Annotated in this window: 18 protein-coding genes; 5 read left to right on the forward strand and 13 right to left on the reverse strand. The window is 40.3% G+C overall.

Annotated elements, in window-relative coordinates:
- Positions 1 to 352 precede the first annotated feature (352 nt).
- Positions 353 to 2,650 carry a Xaa-Pro dipeptidyl-peptidase gene (locus tag ACVRYP_RS07925; RefSeq protein ID WP_447468195.1) on the forward strand — a complete coding sequence of 766 codons (2,298 nt, stop codon included), beginning with the start codon at positions 353 to 355 and terminating at the stop codon, positions 2,648 to 2,650.
- Positions 2,651 to 2,743: 93 nt separating this feature from the next.
- On the forward strand, positions 2,744 to 3,670 hold the full coding sequence (locus ACVRYP_RS07930) for a polysaccharide deacetylase family protein (RefSeq protein WP_447468196.1): 927 nt from the start codon (positions 2,744 to 2,746) through the stop codon (positions 3,668 to 3,670).
- 375 nt (positions 3,671 to 4,045) lie between these two features.
- On the opposite strand, the gene hisE is transcribed toward ACVRYP_RS07930, so the two are convergent.
- From hisE to hisC, 10 genes are all read right to left on the reverse strand, one after another.
- Positions 4,046 to 4,360, reverse strand: coding sequence for a phosphoribosyl-ATP diphosphatase (gene hisE, locus ACVRYP_RS07935; protein ID WP_447468249.1), 315 nt, complete (start codon positions 4,358 to 4,360; stop codon positions 4,046 to 4,048).
- Between the two features lie 2 nt (positions 4,361 to 4,362).
- Entirely contained in the window at positions 4,363 to 4,701 is a 339-nt protein-coding gene (gene hisI / locus ACVRYP_RS07940) for a phosphoribosyl-AMP cyclohydrolase (RefSeq protein WP_447468197.1), read from the reverse strand.
- The gene (hisF, locus tag ACVRYP_RS07945; protein ID WP_447468198.1) at positions 4,698 to 5,459 is read right to left on the reverse strand and encodes an imidazole glycerol phosphate synthase subunit HisF; all 762 of its coding nucleotides are present in this window, start codon (positions 5,457 to 5,459) and stop codon (positions 4,698 to 4,700) included. The genes hisI and hisF overlap by 4 nt, the downstream gene beginning before the upstream one ends.
- Before the next feature lies 1 nt (position 5,460).
- Positions 5,461 to 6,180 carry a 1-(5-phosphoribosyl)-5-[(5-phosphoribosylamino)methylideneamino]imidazole-4-carboxamide isomerase gene (gene hisA / locus ACVRYP_RS07950; RefSeq protein WP_447468199.1) on the reverse strand — a complete coding sequence of 240 codons (720 nt, stop codon included), beginning with the start codon at positions 6,178 to 6,180 and terminating at the stop codon, positions 5,461 to 5,463.
- A 108-nt stretch (positions 6,181 to 6,288) separates the two neighbouring features.
- The gene (gene hisH / locus ACVRYP_RS07955; protein ID WP_447468200.1) at positions 6,289 to 6,894 is read right to left on the reverse strand and encodes an imidazole glycerol phosphate synthase subunit HisH; all 606 of its coding nucleotides are present in this window, start codon (positions 6,892 to 6,894) and stop codon (positions 6,289 to 6,291) included.
- Entirely contained in the window at positions 6,891 to 7,475 is a 585-nt protein-coding gene (gene hisB, locus ACVRYP_RS07960) for an imidazoleglycerol-phosphate dehydratase HisB (RefSeq protein WP_447468201.1), read from the reverse strand. The genes hisH and hisB overlap by 4 nt, the downstream gene beginning before the upstream one ends.
- 3 nt (positions 7,476 to 7,478) lie before the next feature.
- Positions 7,479 to 8,756 (reverse strand): histidinol dehydrogenase, encoded by a 1,278-nt coding sequence (gene hisD, locus ACVRYP_RS07965; protein ID WP_447468202.1) that lies wholly within the window; start codon positions 8,754 to 8,756, stop codon positions 7,479 to 7,481.
- Positions 8,753 to 9,400, reverse strand: a complete 648-nt coding sequence (gene hisG, locus ACVRYP_RS07970) for an ATP phosphoribosyltransferase (protein WP_447468203.1) — start codon at positions 9,398 to 9,400, stop codon at positions 8,753 to 8,755. The genes hisD and hisG overlap by 4 nt, the downstream gene beginning before the upstream one ends.
- Positions 9,400 to 10,377, reverse strand: coding sequence for an ATP phosphoribosyltransferase regulatory subunit (locus tag ACVRYP_RS07975; RefSeq protein ID WP_447468204.1), 978 nt, complete (start codon positions 10,375 to 10,377; stop codon positions 9,400 to 9,402). The genes hisG and ACVRYP_RS07975 overlap by 1 nt, the downstream gene beginning before the upstream one ends.
- On the reverse strand, positions 10,370 to 11,428 hold the full coding sequence (hisC, locus tag ACVRYP_RS07980) for a histidinol-phosphate transaminase (RefSeq protein WP_447468205.1): 1,059 nt from the start codon (positions 11,426 to 11,428) through the stop codon (positions 10,370 to 10,372). Before hisC ends, ACVRYP_RS07975 begins: the two co-directional genes overlap by 8 nt.
- A 537-nt stretch (positions 11,429 to 11,965) precedes the next feature.
- Here hisC and ACVRYP_RS07985 point away from each other — a divergent pair.
- Positions 11,966 to 12,700 (forward strand): PHP domain-containing protein, encoded by a 735-nt coding sequence (locus ACVRYP_RS07985; RefSeq protein WP_447468206.1) that lies wholly within the window; start codon positions 11,966 to 11,968, stop codon positions 12,698 to 12,700.
- A 410-nt stretch (positions 12,701 to 13,110) separates the two neighbouring features.
- Here ACVRYP_RS07985 and ACVRYP_RS07990 read toward each other — a convergent pair whose 3' ends face one another.
- The 3 genes from ACVRYP_RS07990 to ACVRYP_RS08000 all read right to left on the reverse strand — a co-directional run bounded on the left by ACVRYP_RS07990 (position 13,111) and on the right by ACVRYP_RS08000 (position 15,994).
- On the reverse strand, positions 13,111 to 14,553 hold the full coding sequence (locus ACVRYP_RS07990; RefSeq protein WP_447468207.1) for a HEPN domain-containing protein: 1,443 nt from the start codon (positions 14,551 to 14,553) through the stop codon (positions 13,111 to 13,113).
- Positions 14,554 to 14,622: 69 nt separating this feature from the next.
- Positions 14,623 to 15,747: a hypothetical protein gene (locus ACVRYP_RS07995; RefSeq protein ID WP_447468208.1), complete on the reverse strand. Its 1,125-nt coding sequence runs from the start codon at positions 15,745 to 15,747 to the stop codon at positions 14,623 to 14,625.
- A 73-nt stretch (positions 15,748 to 15,820) separates the two neighbouring features.
- Positions 15,821 to 15,994, reverse strand: a complete 174-nt coding sequence (locus ACVRYP_RS08000) for a YlcI/YnfO family protein (RefSeq protein ID WP_018376428.1) — start codon at positions 15,992 to 15,994, stop codon at positions 15,821 to 15,823.
- Between the two features lie 125 nt (positions 15,995 to 16,119).
- On the opposite strand from ACVRYP_RS08000, the gene ACVRYP_RS08005 reads away from it, so the two are divergent.
- Entirely contained in the window at positions 16,120 to 17,097 is a 978-nt protein-coding gene (locus ACVRYP_RS08005; protein ID WP_447468209.1) for a hypothetical protein, read from the forward strand.
- 15 nt (positions 17,098 to 17,112) lie between these two features.
- On the forward strand, positions 17,113 to 17,952 hold the full coding sequence (locus ACVRYP_RS08010) for a hypothetical protein (protein WP_447468210.1): 840 nt from the start codon (positions 17,113 to 17,115) through the stop codon (positions 17,950 to 17,952).
- The last annotated feature ends 11 nt before the right edge of the window (positions 17,953 to 17,963 follow it).

Here is a 17,963-nt window from a genome sequence, read left to right on the forward strand (position 1 = left end):
TAAATAACTGATTTTGACAACTATTTAACGGTTTATAAGATAAGTTTCCTGCTGTCTGAAAACGTATTACTCTTCCTTATGAAAATCCTTTTCAATCTATGGCTAATTAAAATACCACTTCCAGACCTAGCAAATAATATCCAAACATGCTGTAATCTATTTCAATAGCCTTGTAGCCCTCATACCATCGCTCTACTACTCTATTGATTATTTTAGACAATCATCTCTTTATCAAGTATAATAGAGAAAGTAAAGCTCGGATAGGCTATCGATACTCATAACATCATTTCTTCATTGAATTATTCATCTGTTCATCCTATCCTATAAATTAAATCTTTCAGAAGGGATTGCCATGCGCTACAATCAATTTTCCTACACACCTGTCTCCAAAGAGCAGATGCTTGAAGAACTTCAAGAACTCGGATTTGCCCTCTCAGTTGATCAGTCTGATAAAGCAAACTTTGAAACCTTTGTCCGTAAAACTTTCTTTAATTACCAAGACACCGATTATCCCTTGTCGACACTCCTTGCCGATGAGAAGACAGATCTTCTGGATTTCTTCCAGTCTGATGCCCCTTTAACCCCTGATATTTTCTATCAGGTTACCCTACAACTCCTCGGTTTTGTACCAGGAGTTGATTACAACAATCTAACAGAATTTTTAGACCAGCTAAATTTTCCTATTATTTTCGGGGATGTAATCAATAATATCTACCATTTGCTTAATACCCGTAAGAAATCTGGCAATACCCTCATTGACCATTTGGTGGCACAGGATTTGATTCCCCAGGACAATACCTACCACTTTTTCAATGGCAAGGTACTTTCAACCTTTACCACCCATGACCTGATTCGTGAAGTGGTCTACGTGGAGTCAGGTCTCGATACAGACGACGATGGTGAGATTGACTTGGTCAAGGTGAATATTATTCGTCCCCGCTTTAAAGGTAAGCTTCCTACTATCATCACCAACAGTCCTTATCAGCAGGGGATTAATGACGTTGCCAGTGATAAGGCCCTCTATAAGATGACTGGCGACCTACAGGAAAAAGAGAACAACCAAATCACGGTTAGTGAACCAAGGCAACCAGAACTCCTCGCTGGGACAGCACCAGCTGCTGAAACCTTTGCAGCGGAAGAAACCTTTACCTATCAGGGGCGCTTTACCACTATCAACGACTATTTCCTCTCCCGTGGCATGGCCAATATCTATGTATCGGGTATTGGAACCCTAGGCTCTCAAGGAATGATGACTAGTGGTGATTACCGCCAAATCCAGTCCTTTAAGGCTGTGATTGACTGGCTCAATGGCCGAGCTGTGGCCTTTACCAGCCATCGAAGAGACAAGCAGGTCCTAGCGACTTGGTCAAATGGGAAAGCAGCCACCTCTGGGATTTCCTATCTAGGAACTCTCTCAACAGGGCTTGCTACCACAGGTGTTGATGGCCTCGAAGTCATTATGGCAGAAGCTGGTATTGCTTCTTGGTACGACTACTACCGGGAAAATGGCCTGGTTGTCAGCCCAGGTGGCTATCCAGGTGAAGACCTCGATAGTTTGGCAGAATTGACCTACTCCAAGTCCCTCCAAGCTGGTGATTTCCTCAAAACCAAGGATGCCCACAAGGCCTTTATCGCCCAAATGGCTAAGGACCTAGACCGGGAAACTGGTGACTTCAACCAATTCTGGCAGGACCGTAACTACCTGCCTCATATCGATAAAATCAAGGCAGAGGTCGTCTACACCCATGGCCTCCAAGACTGGAATGTGAAGCCTGTTCATGTCTACAATGTTTTTAAGCGCCTCCTGCCTGAGACTAAGAAACACCTCTTTCTCCACCTCGGGGAACATGTCTACATGAATAACTGGCAATCCATCGATTACCGGGAGAGCATGAACGCTCTTTTGAGCCAGCGGCTCCTAGGGCACGATAGTACCTATACCTTACCAGAAGTCATCTGGCAGGACAATACTGCCCTTCAGACCTGGCAGACATTAGACAATTTTGGCAGTGGGGAGCAGGTAACTCTCAGCCTTGGAGATGGGGAAGCCAGCATTGAAAACCAATACACTGAGGAAACCTTTGCCCGCTATGACAAGGACTTTAATGCCTTTAAGCAAGACCTCTTCATGGACAAGGCAAATCAAGTGACTGTTGACCTCACCCTAGAAGAAGACCTCTTCTTAAACGGTCCGCTTCGACTAGATTTACGGGTTAAATCAAGCATTTCCAAAGGCTTCATCTCGACTCAAGTTTTGGATTTTGGTCCAGCCAAACGGATTACCTCTATCCCCATGCCAATCGCCCCTCGCTCCGTAGACAATGGACGCAACTTTGCCCAAGAAGACCTGAGAGAATTGGCAATGCCTGAGACGCCACATCGGGTCGTTACCAAGGGTCACCTCAATCTGCAAAACCGTACCGACCTTATGACGGTGGAGCCTGTCACACCAGATACCTGGATGTCCGTTAGCTTTGAGCTCCAGCCGACCGTCTACAAATTCAAAAAAGGCGATAGCCTTCGCATCGTGCTCTACACAACCGACTTTGAGCACACGGTGAGGGATAATCATAGCTGGCAAATCACTATTGATTTAGCTAAATCTCAGATTCATTTACCAGTGAATGTTAATTCGCAAACGAATGGCTAACGAACAGTATTGAGGATATCCTTAAGTAGGTAAAATTTTTATGATAGTAAACTGTAACTATAGTTATCTCTTTGTTTTTGCTATAATAGATTTATGAATAGGAAAACTCTAATCAAAAAGCGTCGAGAGCGAGCCAACCGCCGACTGTCTCTCCTTATGAGCCTCATTCTTTTAATGGCTTTTGGAAGTCTTTTAACGCTTTATTTTTGGTCAAGGCCTCAAGAAAAGTCGATAAAGCACCTACAGCAAAATCAAACTAAGACTACACTCAATTCCTCAGATTCTCTTCAAGACATACCAGTATCAGCAGATGATGAGCTAGATTGGGAAAAGCAAGACCAGCCTGTTCAAGTGCCGATTTTGATGTACCATGCTATCCACATCATGGATCCTGCCGAAGCTCCTAATGCGAATTTAATCGTTGCGCCAGATGTCTTTGAAAGTCACTTAAAAGCCTTAACAGAGGCTGGTTACTATAGCCTAACTCCAGAAGAAGCCTACAAGGTGCTTACTGAGAATGTCCTTCCCAAGGGCAAAAAAGTCGTCTGGCTAACCTTCGATGATAGCTTGTGGGATTTTTATGAGATTGCATACCCTATCCTAAAAAAATACCAAGTCAAGGCGACTAATAATGTCATCATCGGAACCCTAGGCCATCACGGACACCTCTCTATCGAACAGCTCTTGGAGATGAAAGGCAACGGCATGTCCTTTCAGGCACATACTGTCAACCATCCTGACCTTGCCATTAGCACCATCGAAAGCCAGCAACACGAATTGGTTGAGAGCAAAGCCTATTTAGACAGTTTTCTGGAGCAAGACACCATTAGCCTGGCTTATCCAGCTGGGAAATATTCACCAGACACCTTAGCCATTGCTGAGGCTGCTGGTTACAAGATGGCCACTACTACCAATCCCGGCCTAGCCAGTTTGGATAATGGCTTGTTAACACTTAACCGTGTCCGAATCATGCCGACAACAACAGCAGAGAGCTTACTTCACGAATTATATATTGATTAATGAATTATTCCTATTGGAACTTGAGGTAATTTAACCAACTCAACCTATATTAATCCCGATATTCGGAATGAATCAAATAGTCCAATAAAAGCCGTCATCGATTGCCTCAATGTAGCTCGTAACCTGTAAATCAACTCTATTGAATTTAAAAGAGCATATTTCACTCCAAGAGTTTACCTGCTGATTCCTTATTTCATCCGCAGTAGTCCTCAAAAACCTCTCCCAAAAAATCGCCTTGATAAGGCAGATTTTAGGAGAGGTTTCATTTGTCTGGATAAGCCTTTAAATCAAAATGAGTCGAGGCGACACAGGTTATCTTTGGAAGTCATCCCATCAAGGCAACACTGTTTCTGTTTGATTTTTAGAGCGCATGGTTTAATAATCTATCACCTCTTTGCGGTCCTGAATACGGCTCTTTTTACCGTGACGCTCTTCTAACACTGCTTTAACGTCTTCTGTAGTCACATTGGTTTCAACCAGCATAACGGCTAGATGGTAGAGAAGATCCGCCACTTCGTTGGCTGTTTCTACCTTGTCAGCATTTTTGGCTGCGATCACCACTTCGGTCGCTTCTTCTCCAACTTTTTTAAGAATCTTATCGATTCCCTTGTCAAAAAGGTAATTGGTGTAGGAACCTTCTTTGGGCTGTTCCTTGCGACTTCGAGCACTTTGATACAATTCTTCTAACATCATCATTCTTCTCCTTCTTGGGCCCATAGTTGCTGGTAAAAGCAGGAATAGGCTCCAGTATGACAAGCTGCGCCCTCTTGCTCTACTTGGATCAGCAGGGTATCTTGATCGCAATCGGTTCGAATCGACTTGACATGCTGGTAATGCCCTGATGTCGCTCCTTTATGCCAGAGCTCCTTGCGAGACCGGCTCCAGTAATGCATTTGCTTGGTTTTTAAGGTCAAGTCATAGCTTTCTTGGTTCATGTAGGCCAACATGAGCACCTCATTGGTCTGATAGTCGGTCACAATGACAGGAACGAGTCCGCCCTGCTTGTCAAAATCAATCCTTGCAGTTGTCATGCTGGTCGTACCTCGATTCCTTGAGCTTTCATGGCTTTCTTGACATCCTTAATGCTGACTTCACCGTAGTGGAAAATCGAAGCCGCCAGCGCCCCAGTTGCTGGGGTTTTTTCAAACACTTCTAATATATGCTCTTGATGACCAGCACCACCTGAAGCAATGATTGGCACATCGACCACCTCTGCCACGCGATTGAGCATGTCAAGATCAAAGCCAGACTTGGTCCCATCCTTGTCCATCGAGGTCAGCAAAATCTCACCCGCTCCTAGGGCGACAACTTCTTGGACCCAGGCGATTAAGTCCTTACCTGTGTCCTTACGTCCCCCAGCCACATAGACGTGCCAGCTGCCATCGTCTTCCTTTCGAGCATCAATGGCAACAACCACACACTGGTTTCCAAATTTTTCGGCGCAGTCTTTAATCAGTTGCGGGTTGGCCACGGCTGAGGAATTTACTGCTACCTTATCAGCACCTGCCTTGAGCATCTTGTTCATGTCTTCTACCGAGCGAATGCCACCACCGACGGTAAAGGGGATAAAGACCTGCTCTGCGACACGCCGCACCATCTCAACTGTTGTTTCCCGTTCTTCATGGGTGGCTGTAATGTCCAAGAATACCAGTTCATCACAGCCCGCTTCATAATAGGCACGCGCTGAGTCAACTGGATCCCCAACATCCGTCAGATTGACAAAATTGACCCCTTTGACTACACGGCCATCCTTCACATCCAGGCAGGGGATAATTCGTTTTGCTAGCATCTTAATTCTCCACCTTTTTTAATTCCTCTAAGCTAATATTGCCATTATAATAAGCCTTCCCAACGATAGTCCCAGCTACCCCAATTTCTTGTAGCTGAATCAAATCGTTTAGTTCGGCAATGCCTCCAGAGGCAATGACCTTGGCAGTTGTCAATTCAGCAACCAACTGTTTATAGTGCTCAAAGTTCGGTCCGCTCAGGGTACCATCCTTATCCACATCTGTATAAACAAAAAGCCGGACACCTCTTTTTTCCATGGCTTTGGCCAGGTCTAAAAAGTGAACATCCGAGGTTTCTAACCAGCCTTCTGTGGCTACCATCCCCGATTTAGCATCGATGCCGACCACAATTTTATCCGTCCCAAAGGCTTCAATGGCATCTTGCACAAAACTAGGATTCTTGACAGCCATTGATCCAATAATCACACGGTCAATACCGACATCGAGGTAATCCTGGATTTGCGCCATAGTCCGAATACCACCACCAACTTCAATACCTAGTCCAGTCTCTTTTTTGATGGTAGCAATGAGGTCTCGGTTGGTCGCTTGGCCGTCTAAGGCCCCATCTAAATCCACCACATGAATAAAGGCAATCCCAGCATCGGCAAATAGCCGGGCTTGTCCTAAAACATCCGGATTAACAACCGTCTGTTGCTTAAAATCTCCCTTAAAGAGACGGACAGCTTGGCCATCCTTGATATCAATTGCAGGTAAAATTTGCATGTGTTTCTCCTTATTTAAGCCATTTGATCACCAAGCGAATCCCAATGGTTGGTTTTCGCTTGACCGATGAAGATAAGCGCTCCATCACGTTCTTGAAGCCTAGTTCTGCTACTGGCAAAGCGCAACGAACTTGGAAAGGATCCCTAGGCCAACATCACCGGATTTCTCAGGATGAAATTGGGCCCCATAGACATTGTCTTTATGAATCATGGCAGGCACTGTCAAGCTGTATTGAGCCGTGACATCGATGTATGGTTTGGGAACATCTGTGTAATAGCTATGCACAAAATAAACGGACTGGCCCTCAAGACCTGGTGTCAAAGCTGTTTCCTGCTCGACTTCTAAAGCGTTCCACCCCATATGAGGAACAGGATAACCTGCTTGATGAGGGATTTGACGACAGACGCCTGGAATAAAGCCGAACCCCTTGGTTTCTTGATGTTCTAAACCCGTTTCTGTTAATAGCTGCATGCCCAAACAGATGCCTAGAAGAGGAGTCCCCTCAGCAACTGCTTGCTTGATTACCTCAACGAGCCCACGTTTTTCAAGTTCTGCCATGGCAGCAGGGAAAGCCCCAACTCCCGGTAATATCAAGGCCTTAGCATACAAGATGTGATCTGGATCAGCTGATAACAGGGCCTGGACCCCTAATTTTTTGAGGGCTCTCAGGACATTAGCTGTATTGCCAGCATCATAATCAATGACAACAATCATAATAACCCCTTTGTTGAATTTACCCCATGAATCTCTGGATTAATGGTAATGGCTTCCCGCAAAGCTCGACCTGTGGCCTTAAAAAGACTTTCTGCCTTGTGATGGCTGTTTTTGCCATGAATAATTTTAAGGTGGAGGGTCATTTGAAGATTAAAAGCCAGAGCCTGGAAAAATTCCTCAACCAACTCCGTGTCAAAGGCACCAAGCTTAGGATTGTCAAATTGACAATCAAAAACCAGATAGGAGCGCCCAGATAAATCTAGACTTGACAGGCCTAAGGTTTCATCCATGGGGACAAAGCTCGTCCCATAACGGTTAATTCCGGCCTTATTTCCCAGTGCTTCTTTAATCGCTTGTCCTAGCACAATCCCCACATCTTCTACGGTATGGTGACTATCCACATGCAGGTCTCCATCAGCTTTGACGATAAGGGAAATCCGACTATGTCTAGCAAACAGGGTGAGCATGTGGTCAAAAAAACCAACTCCTGTATCGATGTCTACAGGCTCCTGAGCATCAAGATTGAGCTTTAGTTTAATTTTAGTTTCAAAAGTGTTGCGTTCAATGGTTGCTGTTCTCATCGGTTAATCCTTTCTGATTTCAATAGCTTTTGCATGAGCTTGTAAGCCTTCAGAGTATGCCAAAGTCGTGATATCCTTTTCAGCCTCATGAATAGCCGCCTTAGAATACTGGGTGTACTGGATGCGCTTGATAAAGTCATAGACACCAAGAGCAGATGAGAACCGACTAGTTGCCGTTGTCGGCAAGACATGGTTAGTTCCAGCGTAATAATCTCCAATCGGCTCACTTGTGTAATGGCCCAAAAAGATGGAGCCGGCGTTTTCAACCTGATTCAGGTAGCCATAAGCATTTTCCATAGCGATTTCCAAATGTTCAGGTGCCACTAAGTTCATCAGGGCAAACATGCTATCCTTGTCCTTAGCGATAATGATGCGTCCATTGTTTTCCACCGATGGGCGCGCTATGTTTTCTCGTGGCAGCTGTTTTAATTGCTTTTCGACTTCAATCTCAACCGCATCTGCCAACTTTTCTGAGTTAGTCACTAGAATCGCACGGGCTAACACATCATGCTCAGCTTGGGATAATAAGTCAGCAGCCACATAGGCTGGATTGGCTGTCTCATCAGCAATAACTCCAATTTCAGAGGGCCCTGCAATCATATCGATGCCGACTTGACCAAACACTTCTTTCTTAGCTGTCGCAACGTAGATATTTCCTGGTCCTGTGATTTTGTCCACTTTAGGAATTGTCTGCGTCCCATAAGCCAAGGCCGCGACTCCTTGAGCACCTCCAACTTGGAAAATCTGATCAACACCTGCTAAGTCAGCCGCAACTAAGATGGCTGGATTAAAGGTTTCCTGAGGCGGTGTGATCATGATGATTTCTTTGACTCCTGCAATTTTAGCAGGAATCACATTCATCAGGACAGAAGACGGATAGGCAGCTGTTCCACCTGGCACATAGACGCCGACACGTTCGATGGGCCGAACCAACTGGCCTCGGATAACCCCGTCTACAGGCTGATCTTCAAAGCCTGTTTCCATTTGTTGTTTATGGTAGGATTCAATATTTGTGGCCGCATTTTTAAGAGCCGCTAGAACGTCTGGCTCAATGGTGTTATAGGCTGATTGGATGGCTGTCTCAGACAACCTAAAATCCGCGATTTCTATACCATCAAAAGCTTTTGTGTATTCTCTAAGCGCCTCATCGCCTCTTTGGCTAACGTCTTGGATGATTTCTCGAACAGTCGCCTCAACGGTTATATTTTGTTGGGTTAAAGCTACCTGTTCCTCAGCAAGAATACGGGCGATTTCCTCATTTGTTCCTTTTAAACGTTTCATGTGAAGGGTACCTCCTCTGTTCCGACCATCTTTTCAATTTTCTTAATAAAGTCTAACACGGATGGGTTGTTTTTCAGCGCTGCTTTATTAACAATTAGACGAGCTGAAATGCGGCAAATATCTTCGTACACTTCTAGCCCATTGGCCACTAAGGTCGACCCTGTTTCCACGATATCGACGATAGCATCCGCTAGGCCAATGATCGGAGCGATTTCAACACTCCCTTGAATGGAAATGATTTCGACATCTTCCCCTTTTTGGTTAAAGAAATCCGTCGCTACCGTTGGGTATTTGGTGGCAATAACTTTCCGTTTGTGGTCATTCGGCTGGTAATCTTTGGTAGAAGCTACCGAGAATTTACAAAGTCCAAAGTTGAGATCCAGCATTTCTAGGTAACCGGTCGGATGCTCCATGAGTACATCCTTACCGACAATGCCTATATCCGCCACACCATGCCGGACATAAGTGGTCACATCCGGTGCCTTGACGAGTAGAAATCGCAGCTGTTGTATCGGATCCTCAAAGATTAAATGCCTGCCCTTGTCTTCCATGAAAGTAAGATCAAACCCGGCGCGTGTCAAGAGCTTAATGGTGTCGTTTTCGATACGTCCCTTGGTTAGGGCTATCGTAATTGGTCTTGTCATCACCGCTCACCTCCTTCATATAAAAGTGAATCCTTTAGGGCATCATAAATCGCATCAATATCAATGGCCCAGCCTACCGCTGTTAAGTCTTCGCCACCGAACCGTTTGAACAGTTTATCATAACGACCACCAGACATGAAAGCGCTCGGCACTTTCGGATTAAAAACCTTAAACAGAATGCCTGTGTAGTAATCCTGAGTCGAAAGCTGGGCTAAATCGATCGTCGTTCCTGCTAAATCAGGTGATAGACTCTTAATCAGGGTTTCTAGATTATCCAATGCTTCTAAAATGGCTTTATCTTTGACCAGTTGCCTTGCTTTTTCTAAAACCACATCACTGTCTCCAAAGAGATAAGGTAATTCCTTCAATAAATCGGAAAATTCACTAGGATAAACGGTTGTGAATGTATGGAGACCCGTAATGTTTTTATCTCTGATGAGTGTTTCTAGCTTACCCTGATTTTCCTCATCTAAGGCCAAAGATTCAAACACAATTTGCAGGATACGGGCATGTGAAAATTCAAAGTGGTATTGAGTTAAACCAGCTTTTTGCAAGGCCTCATTAGCTGTTAAAACAGCTTCTTGGAGGGCAGATTGGACCGGATAGCCGATCAATTCAATACCCGCTTGCGTGCGCTCATTGACCAAGCCTCTTAGTTCTTCATTGTAATAGAAGACCTTGCCTGAGTAGGAAAAACGAATGGGTGCTTGAACACGAGTCGAAGCCATGACACGCCCAATCTGACTGGTAATATCCGGTCGTAAGGTTAGGAGGCCACCTTTTTTATCAAAAAGATTGTAGTGATTCGGGTTAATGGTGTTGGAAAAGACTTCTGAGTGCTCCAGAGTTGGGGTTTCAATGCGGTGGTAGCCTTTATCCATCAATAAGTCCGAAATATCGTGCTCTAATTTATACATGCTTTTGGCACGTTTAAAGAGCTTATCGCGCATCCCAATGGGGAGTTGAGTTTTAGTCATCTGTCAAGGTCTCCTTAATCACTTCTATCACGGTCCTCATTTCCTGATCAGTTCCTATGGAAATCCGCAAATAATCCTTGATGCGCTCGCTCTTAGGAAAATAACGAACGTAGATATGCCGAGATTCCAAATGGTCAAAAAGAGCTTGTGCAGAACAATGGTTGGGTTTCGCTAAGACAAAATTGGTCTGACTGTCTAAGACCGTAAAGCCTAAAGTCTCTAATTCCTTTGAGAAGGCATCTCTTGTCGCCATCGTCTGCTTACAAGTATCACGATAATAGTCCCAGTCCTTGACTGCAGCAGTCGCTAAGCTCTCCGCCAAGCTATCGACAGAATACGGATTAACAGAGTCCTTAACCGCCTGCATCACTTGAATCAAATCAGGGTGCCCAATGCCGTAACCAACCCTCAATCCTGCGAGACTTGCGTCTTTAGAAAAGGTCCGTGTGATAAAAAGATTAGGATAGTGGTCTAATAAAGGGATAGCTGTCTGCCCACCAAAGTTGACATAAGCCTCATCCACTATTACCACAACATCCTCATGGGCTTTCAAGAACTCTTCCAATGCCTCCAATGGCTTTCCAAATCCTGTTGGGGCATTGGGGTTGGCAATGATTATGCCACCATTGACTTGCTTGTAACCCTCAAAGTCAATCGAAAAATCATCTGCCAGGGGAATTTCCTTAAAAGGGACCTGGTAAAGGTCTGCCCAGACCTTGTAAAAGCCATAGGTTAAATCAGGAAAGAGAACCGGATCTTCCGAATTAAAGAAGGCTAAAAAGGCCAGTGAAAGGATATCATCACTCCCATTTCCGATAATCAGCTGTTCCTTAGAAACCCCTAATTGCTGGGCGAGAGCTTCCTTTAAGGTTGATTGATCTAAGCTTGAATATCGCGCCAGATTCTGAACAGAAAATTCTTCTAAGGCTCTGGCTACAGCAGGACTTGGTGGATAAGCATTTTCATTGGTATTTAATTTAATCATATTCGCATCATCGGGTTGTGCCCCTGGAATATATGGTTCCATTTGTCGTAATCCTTTAAGCGCCATCTCTGTCTCCTTCTCTTCTGTTCTTAGGTTTCAACTAAAGGGTTAGCTAGTCAGCCCCAATTCTTATAGGTGAACCCATTATTATCTTTATCCAACTTTTTAAAAAAGTATAAAAAAACCTCTTAACAGTTAACACTGTTAAAAGGACGTATTCCTACGTGGTACCACCTTAATTTAGTCACAGATTGCCCTGTAACCCTCATGAAGTTTGAAACTTCCCTCGTAACGTGAGTCAACCGTCATGCCCTACTCATTGGTCATTTTTCGAACATGCACTCCAGAATGTGCTCTCCTAAGGGTGTACGCTCTCACCTCACGTACTCTCTGTTGGGTCCTTGGGATTTTTTTCTGTCGTCGTTTTAGTATTTCCCTTATTGTACCTTTATTTGTCAGAAAATTCAATAGTTTTGTTATCATTTCTGGCATTCTTTCGGAAAACACGCTTTTACGATAGGGTTTTTCGGCAGTTTAGCTCAAAAAAACCATTTGAACCTTCAATTTGATATAATGGTAGCAACCACAATCAAGGAGCTTAACATGCGTGATAACCATCTACACACCTATTTTTCATACGACTCTGATGAAAGCTTTGAAGCCTATCTCGACCATTACCCTGGTGAAATCGTCACAACTGAGCATTTTGACTACTCTAACCCCTATACCAAGCAAGACGATGTCCCTGATTATGAAGCTTATGTTGACCATATTCAAGCACTAAATGAGCGTTATGGTAATCGCATCAAAACAGGAATCGAAATCGGTTATTACCAACCAAGGGAACAAGATATCCTGGACTATTTAGAAGGTAAACACTATGACCTCAAGCTACTCTCTGTTCATCACAATGGCACCAATGACTACCTCGATGATGAGGTCAAAGATTTTCATCCAGACCAGGTTATCCGCGAGTATCTAGACCTCTTAGAATATGCCATTGGTCGGGTTGAAGCTGATGTTCTGGCGCATTTTGATTATGGTTTTCGACTCTTTGATCTTGAAGTTGGCCAGTTAAAAGTCTATGAACCACAGCTCATTCGTATTTTCCAAAAAATGATAACTCATGGTCTAGCCTTCGAATTAAATGCGAAAAGTATGTACCTATACGGTCATGAAGAGTTATACAAGTATGCCCTTCACCTCGTCCATGATTTGGGCTGTCAGCGCTATTCTATTGGTTCTGATGGGCACCGTCTAGACCATTTCCGCTTGCAATTCGACCGCATTAAAAAGCTCTTGGATGCCGAAGGAATCCAAGAAAACCAAATCATCTAACCCTCTTCTTCTAACCTCTTTCTTTAATTTGACCCTTTTCCATGGTATAATATAGAGAGTAAAGGGGAATAGGAAATGGTTTCCCTAATTTTTTAAAAGGGATCTTTTGATCGCCTAAAACAAACACATAAGGGCTTAGCCCTTGATACGAAAGGAATCTTAAAAATCTTATGATGAATATGCAAGACTTGCTCCACGATTTTTTAAGTCTTGCAATCGTCAAAAACGTTGATTTAAAGCCTTTCTAAATTCACTAAATTAAACTAAAATCACTTAAAATTCTACCAATAAGACCAAAAATAGACAATGGCAGTATCTGAGTTGTACCAAAAAAGCTTCCTTTTAAAGAGAAGCTTTTTACTTTTTTTCATTTTAATTTAATCATCAAAAAAGAAGTACGGTGTAATTATTTAGAAATTTTTATATACATATTTCATACCCAATTCTTGATAGATATAGTATCTCAAAACTTCTTGAAGAAGCAACTTAGTTTCATACATCTCATGAATATCTGTTATCATTTCTGGATATTTATCTTTTGAATCGCCATGAGTATAATAATTGCGCGTTTGAATCAATTTTGTTATCAATAATTCCTTATCACTATTCAAAAAAATTTTAGTTTGATTAAACTCATCTATTAACTCAAATAAATTTTTTAAACGTTCCGAAAGGCTAGGCTCTTTTTTATTAAATTTTAATCTATTTCTAAACTTTCTTCTAACCTCTACTAAAATATGTGTATTTATATAATCAAGCAACGATTGTTTTTCTTTTTCTTCTATATCAGATAAACATTGTGCAATTTTAAAATTCTTAAAATTTCTAGAATAGACTTCTATATTCCTAATAGCATCAACTAGCTGGTCTTCTAAATATAAATCACCATGAAGATTTTTTGAAAATTGACCTACTATAAATTCAAGTTCCTCAGATTTATTAAACCAATGATTTAAAATCCGTTCAAAGTCATCTTCTAGTTTCCTCAAAGAAATATCTTGCTGAGAATGTCCCCATTTTTTAGACTTTCTAGCATGTTGAACAAAGTATTTCCCCTTTATAATCGGCAAACGCTTATCTTTTAACATTTTATAATCAACTAGAAACTCAATATTAGTAAATGATAATGGGATATTTGACAATATCTCAATAAATTCTTTAAATTTACGTGAAGCTTGATAGAATTCATCAAAACATCTTATACTTGAGTCAGCTGACGTAAGTTTAATAAAATAATCACTTGTAAATGACGTAGTCGTAAACGAGGAATGTAGTATTGCCATATCTTCAAAGTTCATCCCAAGTGATTCTATTAATACTTTTGTTGGTTGATATTCATTTACTGCACTCTCAAAAATAGTTTGCTTCTCTCCATGCTTAATGGTCACTAATGATTTTTCAATCCATTCTTCAATATGTTCAAAACTAAATTTATAATCTTTAATTTCTTGAGATTCCAACTTGTTAATTAAGGCTTTGAAAGATTCTGAACCTCCATCAAAATCATCAATTGCATTATAAAATACGTTATATATTTTAAAATTTTTTACGCGATATTTGGTGATAGGAAATCCAGGGTAAGTAGAGGTCACGCTTGGCTCTCCATAAGTATTTAAAATTAAGATATTACCATTGCTAGAATACCCATATACCTTTTCTAAATTCTTACCAAAACCGAATGAAATACCTGTTTCCTCTTCAAATGCACCAAATAATTCTAGTACGATTTCTCTCGGCGAATAATGTAAAACACCACTTAGGCTATTATTAGTAGTAGCAATATCATCAGAACGTTCTGAAAAATATCCCTTTATTTCAAATTCTTTATCCCAAGTATAATCTTTAAACTTCATATTTTGTCTTTCTAACTATTATTCAAAAAGGCTTCATATTCTTCTAAAATATTTCTATTATAATATCTTTTATTTATCTAAGACCAGCTTCCAATTTTCATTATCTGAATTATCAATCATAATTTTTCTACGATGACTTAACAATTCGTCGCTCACAAAATATTGTCCTAATCGTTCTACAAACCCACATTTCTGACAAGTATAAAGATAATCTTCTCTTATTTCATTCACTAAAGCTATATTGAATTCAAATTGATTGCCACACTCATCACAGTTCATACTAAGATGGTCACTGCTAAATATTAAATCAAAAATGCTCTCTAATTCTTTATTATCATCCTCTGATAGTGCTAATATTATCTTCAAATTTCTGATATATCGGTTAAACTCTGATATTTCCTCATCTATATCTACATATTTTTCAAAAATAGCAACAATAACCTCCACCAAATATAGTAGAATATATGGGATTTTTTCGTAGTACAAATTCCAGAATTCATCCCAAATTTCATCATCTGCAAATATAAAATTAAGATTTTGCTTCTCAGTGGGATAATTTTCATTTCTAGTCACCAAATGAATTGATTTATCAAATGCACTAGTCAAACTATTTTCAGCCTTTCTATTGTATACTACATCATACAACAATTCTGGATTAAGTAATTCTTGACTAAAATCCAGTGAACTATTTTTAGATTGAACTAATACCTTCGCTTTTGAGAATAAATCAATAATAAAATCTTTCTTTCCTTTTAAATCACTAACATCATATTCTTTAGGGCTTCCATATTGCATTTTTCCTAAAAATTCATGTGGTTGAACTAGTATCCAACTTAAATAGAACAAATTATCCTGTAAAGGTTTCCTAGCAAGTGAAAAAGCAACTGTTACCTTTCCCCTCTCTATACAGCTCAGTGATTCAAAAAGATAGTAATTTAAATCTCGTAGAATTGAAAAGAATATATGAGGGATAAAGACTTTTTCAGAAATATCTTTATCCTTTCGTCTCTCTAACTCATCAAAAAGTTCAAGTTGCTCATCTACCTCATTAGTAAATTTAAAAGATAGGCTTGACAATTTATATTTATCAGCCTTAACCAATATATCAACTAAAATATCATACAAATAAAGCATCAATTGATGACGTTTTATATACTTGGCTGGTAATAATTCCGAGATATATGATTCGACCAATATTTTTCCCTCGTTTCTTTCTCACTACTAAATATTATACTCTAAAAATAATCAATAGTTCCTTATTATTAGACTATTTTTTATCTTCCATATCCCTCAACGCATACTCACATGCTTGAATCACAAAGCTGGAAAAGGTAACATCCTTGTTTTGAATTGCTTTCTCTATTTCTTCAATAAGTGGTACTGGAAAACGAATTGTTTTATTTTCTGTTTCTTTGCGATTTGATTTTAGTTGAAATGCCATATCTTTTCTCCTCTTTTTGTTTTTAGGATATAGCATTTTGCGCATTAAATATGCATTGCGTTTTGCATTGCAAACTTGGTATTAATACGTTATAATGTAATAAAAATTAAAATATAGGAGCCCAGATGGATATTGCTAATTCATTAAGAAGGTACTTATTATTAAAAAATAATCTAATCCCATCAACACAAAATAGAATAAAAGAACTTGAAAGAGAAATTTTTCAAGCTGAGGTTACCCTGAATGCTATTTCAGATGAAAAAGTATTTCTTGAGGACTTTAAATGGGATATTCGCATAAGAGGGTTTACTATTTTCAATCTGATTCATATACCATCTCTGATTGTATTTATCATATTTTTTATAGTTGCACTATTATCTATGGCAGGGATTGCCATTATTGGTGTCATTATAGAAACAATTATTCGAACTTTTATACTTTTCCAAGATTTTGAGTTTGAGGATACATTCTTCTATATCCCAATAAAAGCGGTTGAAGACTTTATCTATTATCCACCCTCAATTCCTGTTCCGATTGTGGTTGGGCTTTTGATAGTCTGGGTTTTATATAGTATCAGACAGGTTCAAAAAAATAAAATCTACTATGAAAATGTTGTTATTCCAGAGAATCGAAAGAAAAACGCTCTCGTACCTGGAAAGCGTAGAAAGCAACAATTAGTGGTAGATAATCTGAAAAATACCTTGAAATCCACTGAAACTCAACTACTGAACCATCAAAATGAATTGATGAATATTATGAATACCATTTCCATTCCCAACCAGTATTGGACTAATGATGAAGTCATAAATTTCTTCATACAGAAATTAGAATATGGGCAAGCGAAGACCATCGGAAAAGCTTTGAATCTTTGGGATATAGAATTATCGACTAGAAGGGTTGAGCAAGCATCGAAAGCTGTTATAAAAGAGACAAGAGAATCGGAAGCTCGTCTGGCTAGACAACGTGCAGAACAACACGCGCAAGAGCAACGTAACATTAGAGATAATACCGAAGCTCAAAATAAAGTAGCAGAAGAATTAAAACGAAGGAATGACCGTTCTGAGTTCTATGATGATATTGCGAAGAAGAACGGTTGGTTATAAATAAGGAGACACACTATGAACAAAAAGAAATTTTTAGCGAGCTTTACACTATTGGCATCTACAGTACTCTTATTTGCTTGTCAGAGTAATGAAAATACCACAAAATCGTCTGAAAAGATTGTTGAAACTTCATCTTCTTCAAAAGATGTAATCTCCGAGGAACAAAGAAATAATTGGTTGAAGGAGTTTTATGAAGAAGTAGCTGAAACTGATGGTTCAAACTACCATAATGAGATTGAAGAACGTAGTCAAAAAGCATGGAATGAGAATCAACCCAACATCTTCAACGGACAGGCTAGTCTAAATGTTACTAATGACTACCTTCCTTCTGAATTGACAAAGCTAAATGTCACGATTAACGGTTATGATGAAGCAACTAGACGATTGAAATTAACAGTCACTAATCACTATGACGAGAAGCTCTTAGGGACAACCACAGATTCTAACAACCGTTACCTATATGGAGCATATTTTACTTTATACGGTTATACAACATTGTCAGGACGAGCAGAAAGAGTAAAAATCGCTCAGGTTGCTCTAGCTAGTGATTTATCGGCCAATGAATCTGTTCAACTAGAAATACTTCCACCAACTCTTGCTAATCGTCAAACAGATTATGCCCAAAAATTTCAAAATAATGAATTAGATTCTAAATATTTCTTAATATCTACTGATTATGGAAACTCTTTATGGGATATTACTAGTAACCAAGTAATAGGAGAAGAGATTATTTCAGAACAAATAATATTATCTAGCCTTGCGAATATCTACATTGTACCCAAGCTAGTATTTGAAACTTACCCATCTACAGCTCCAAATGATTCTGAGCTAGAAAATATAATTTCAAACAATTAAAGAAAAGAGCA

This window comes from Streptococcus rifensis, from assembly GCF_053203525.1.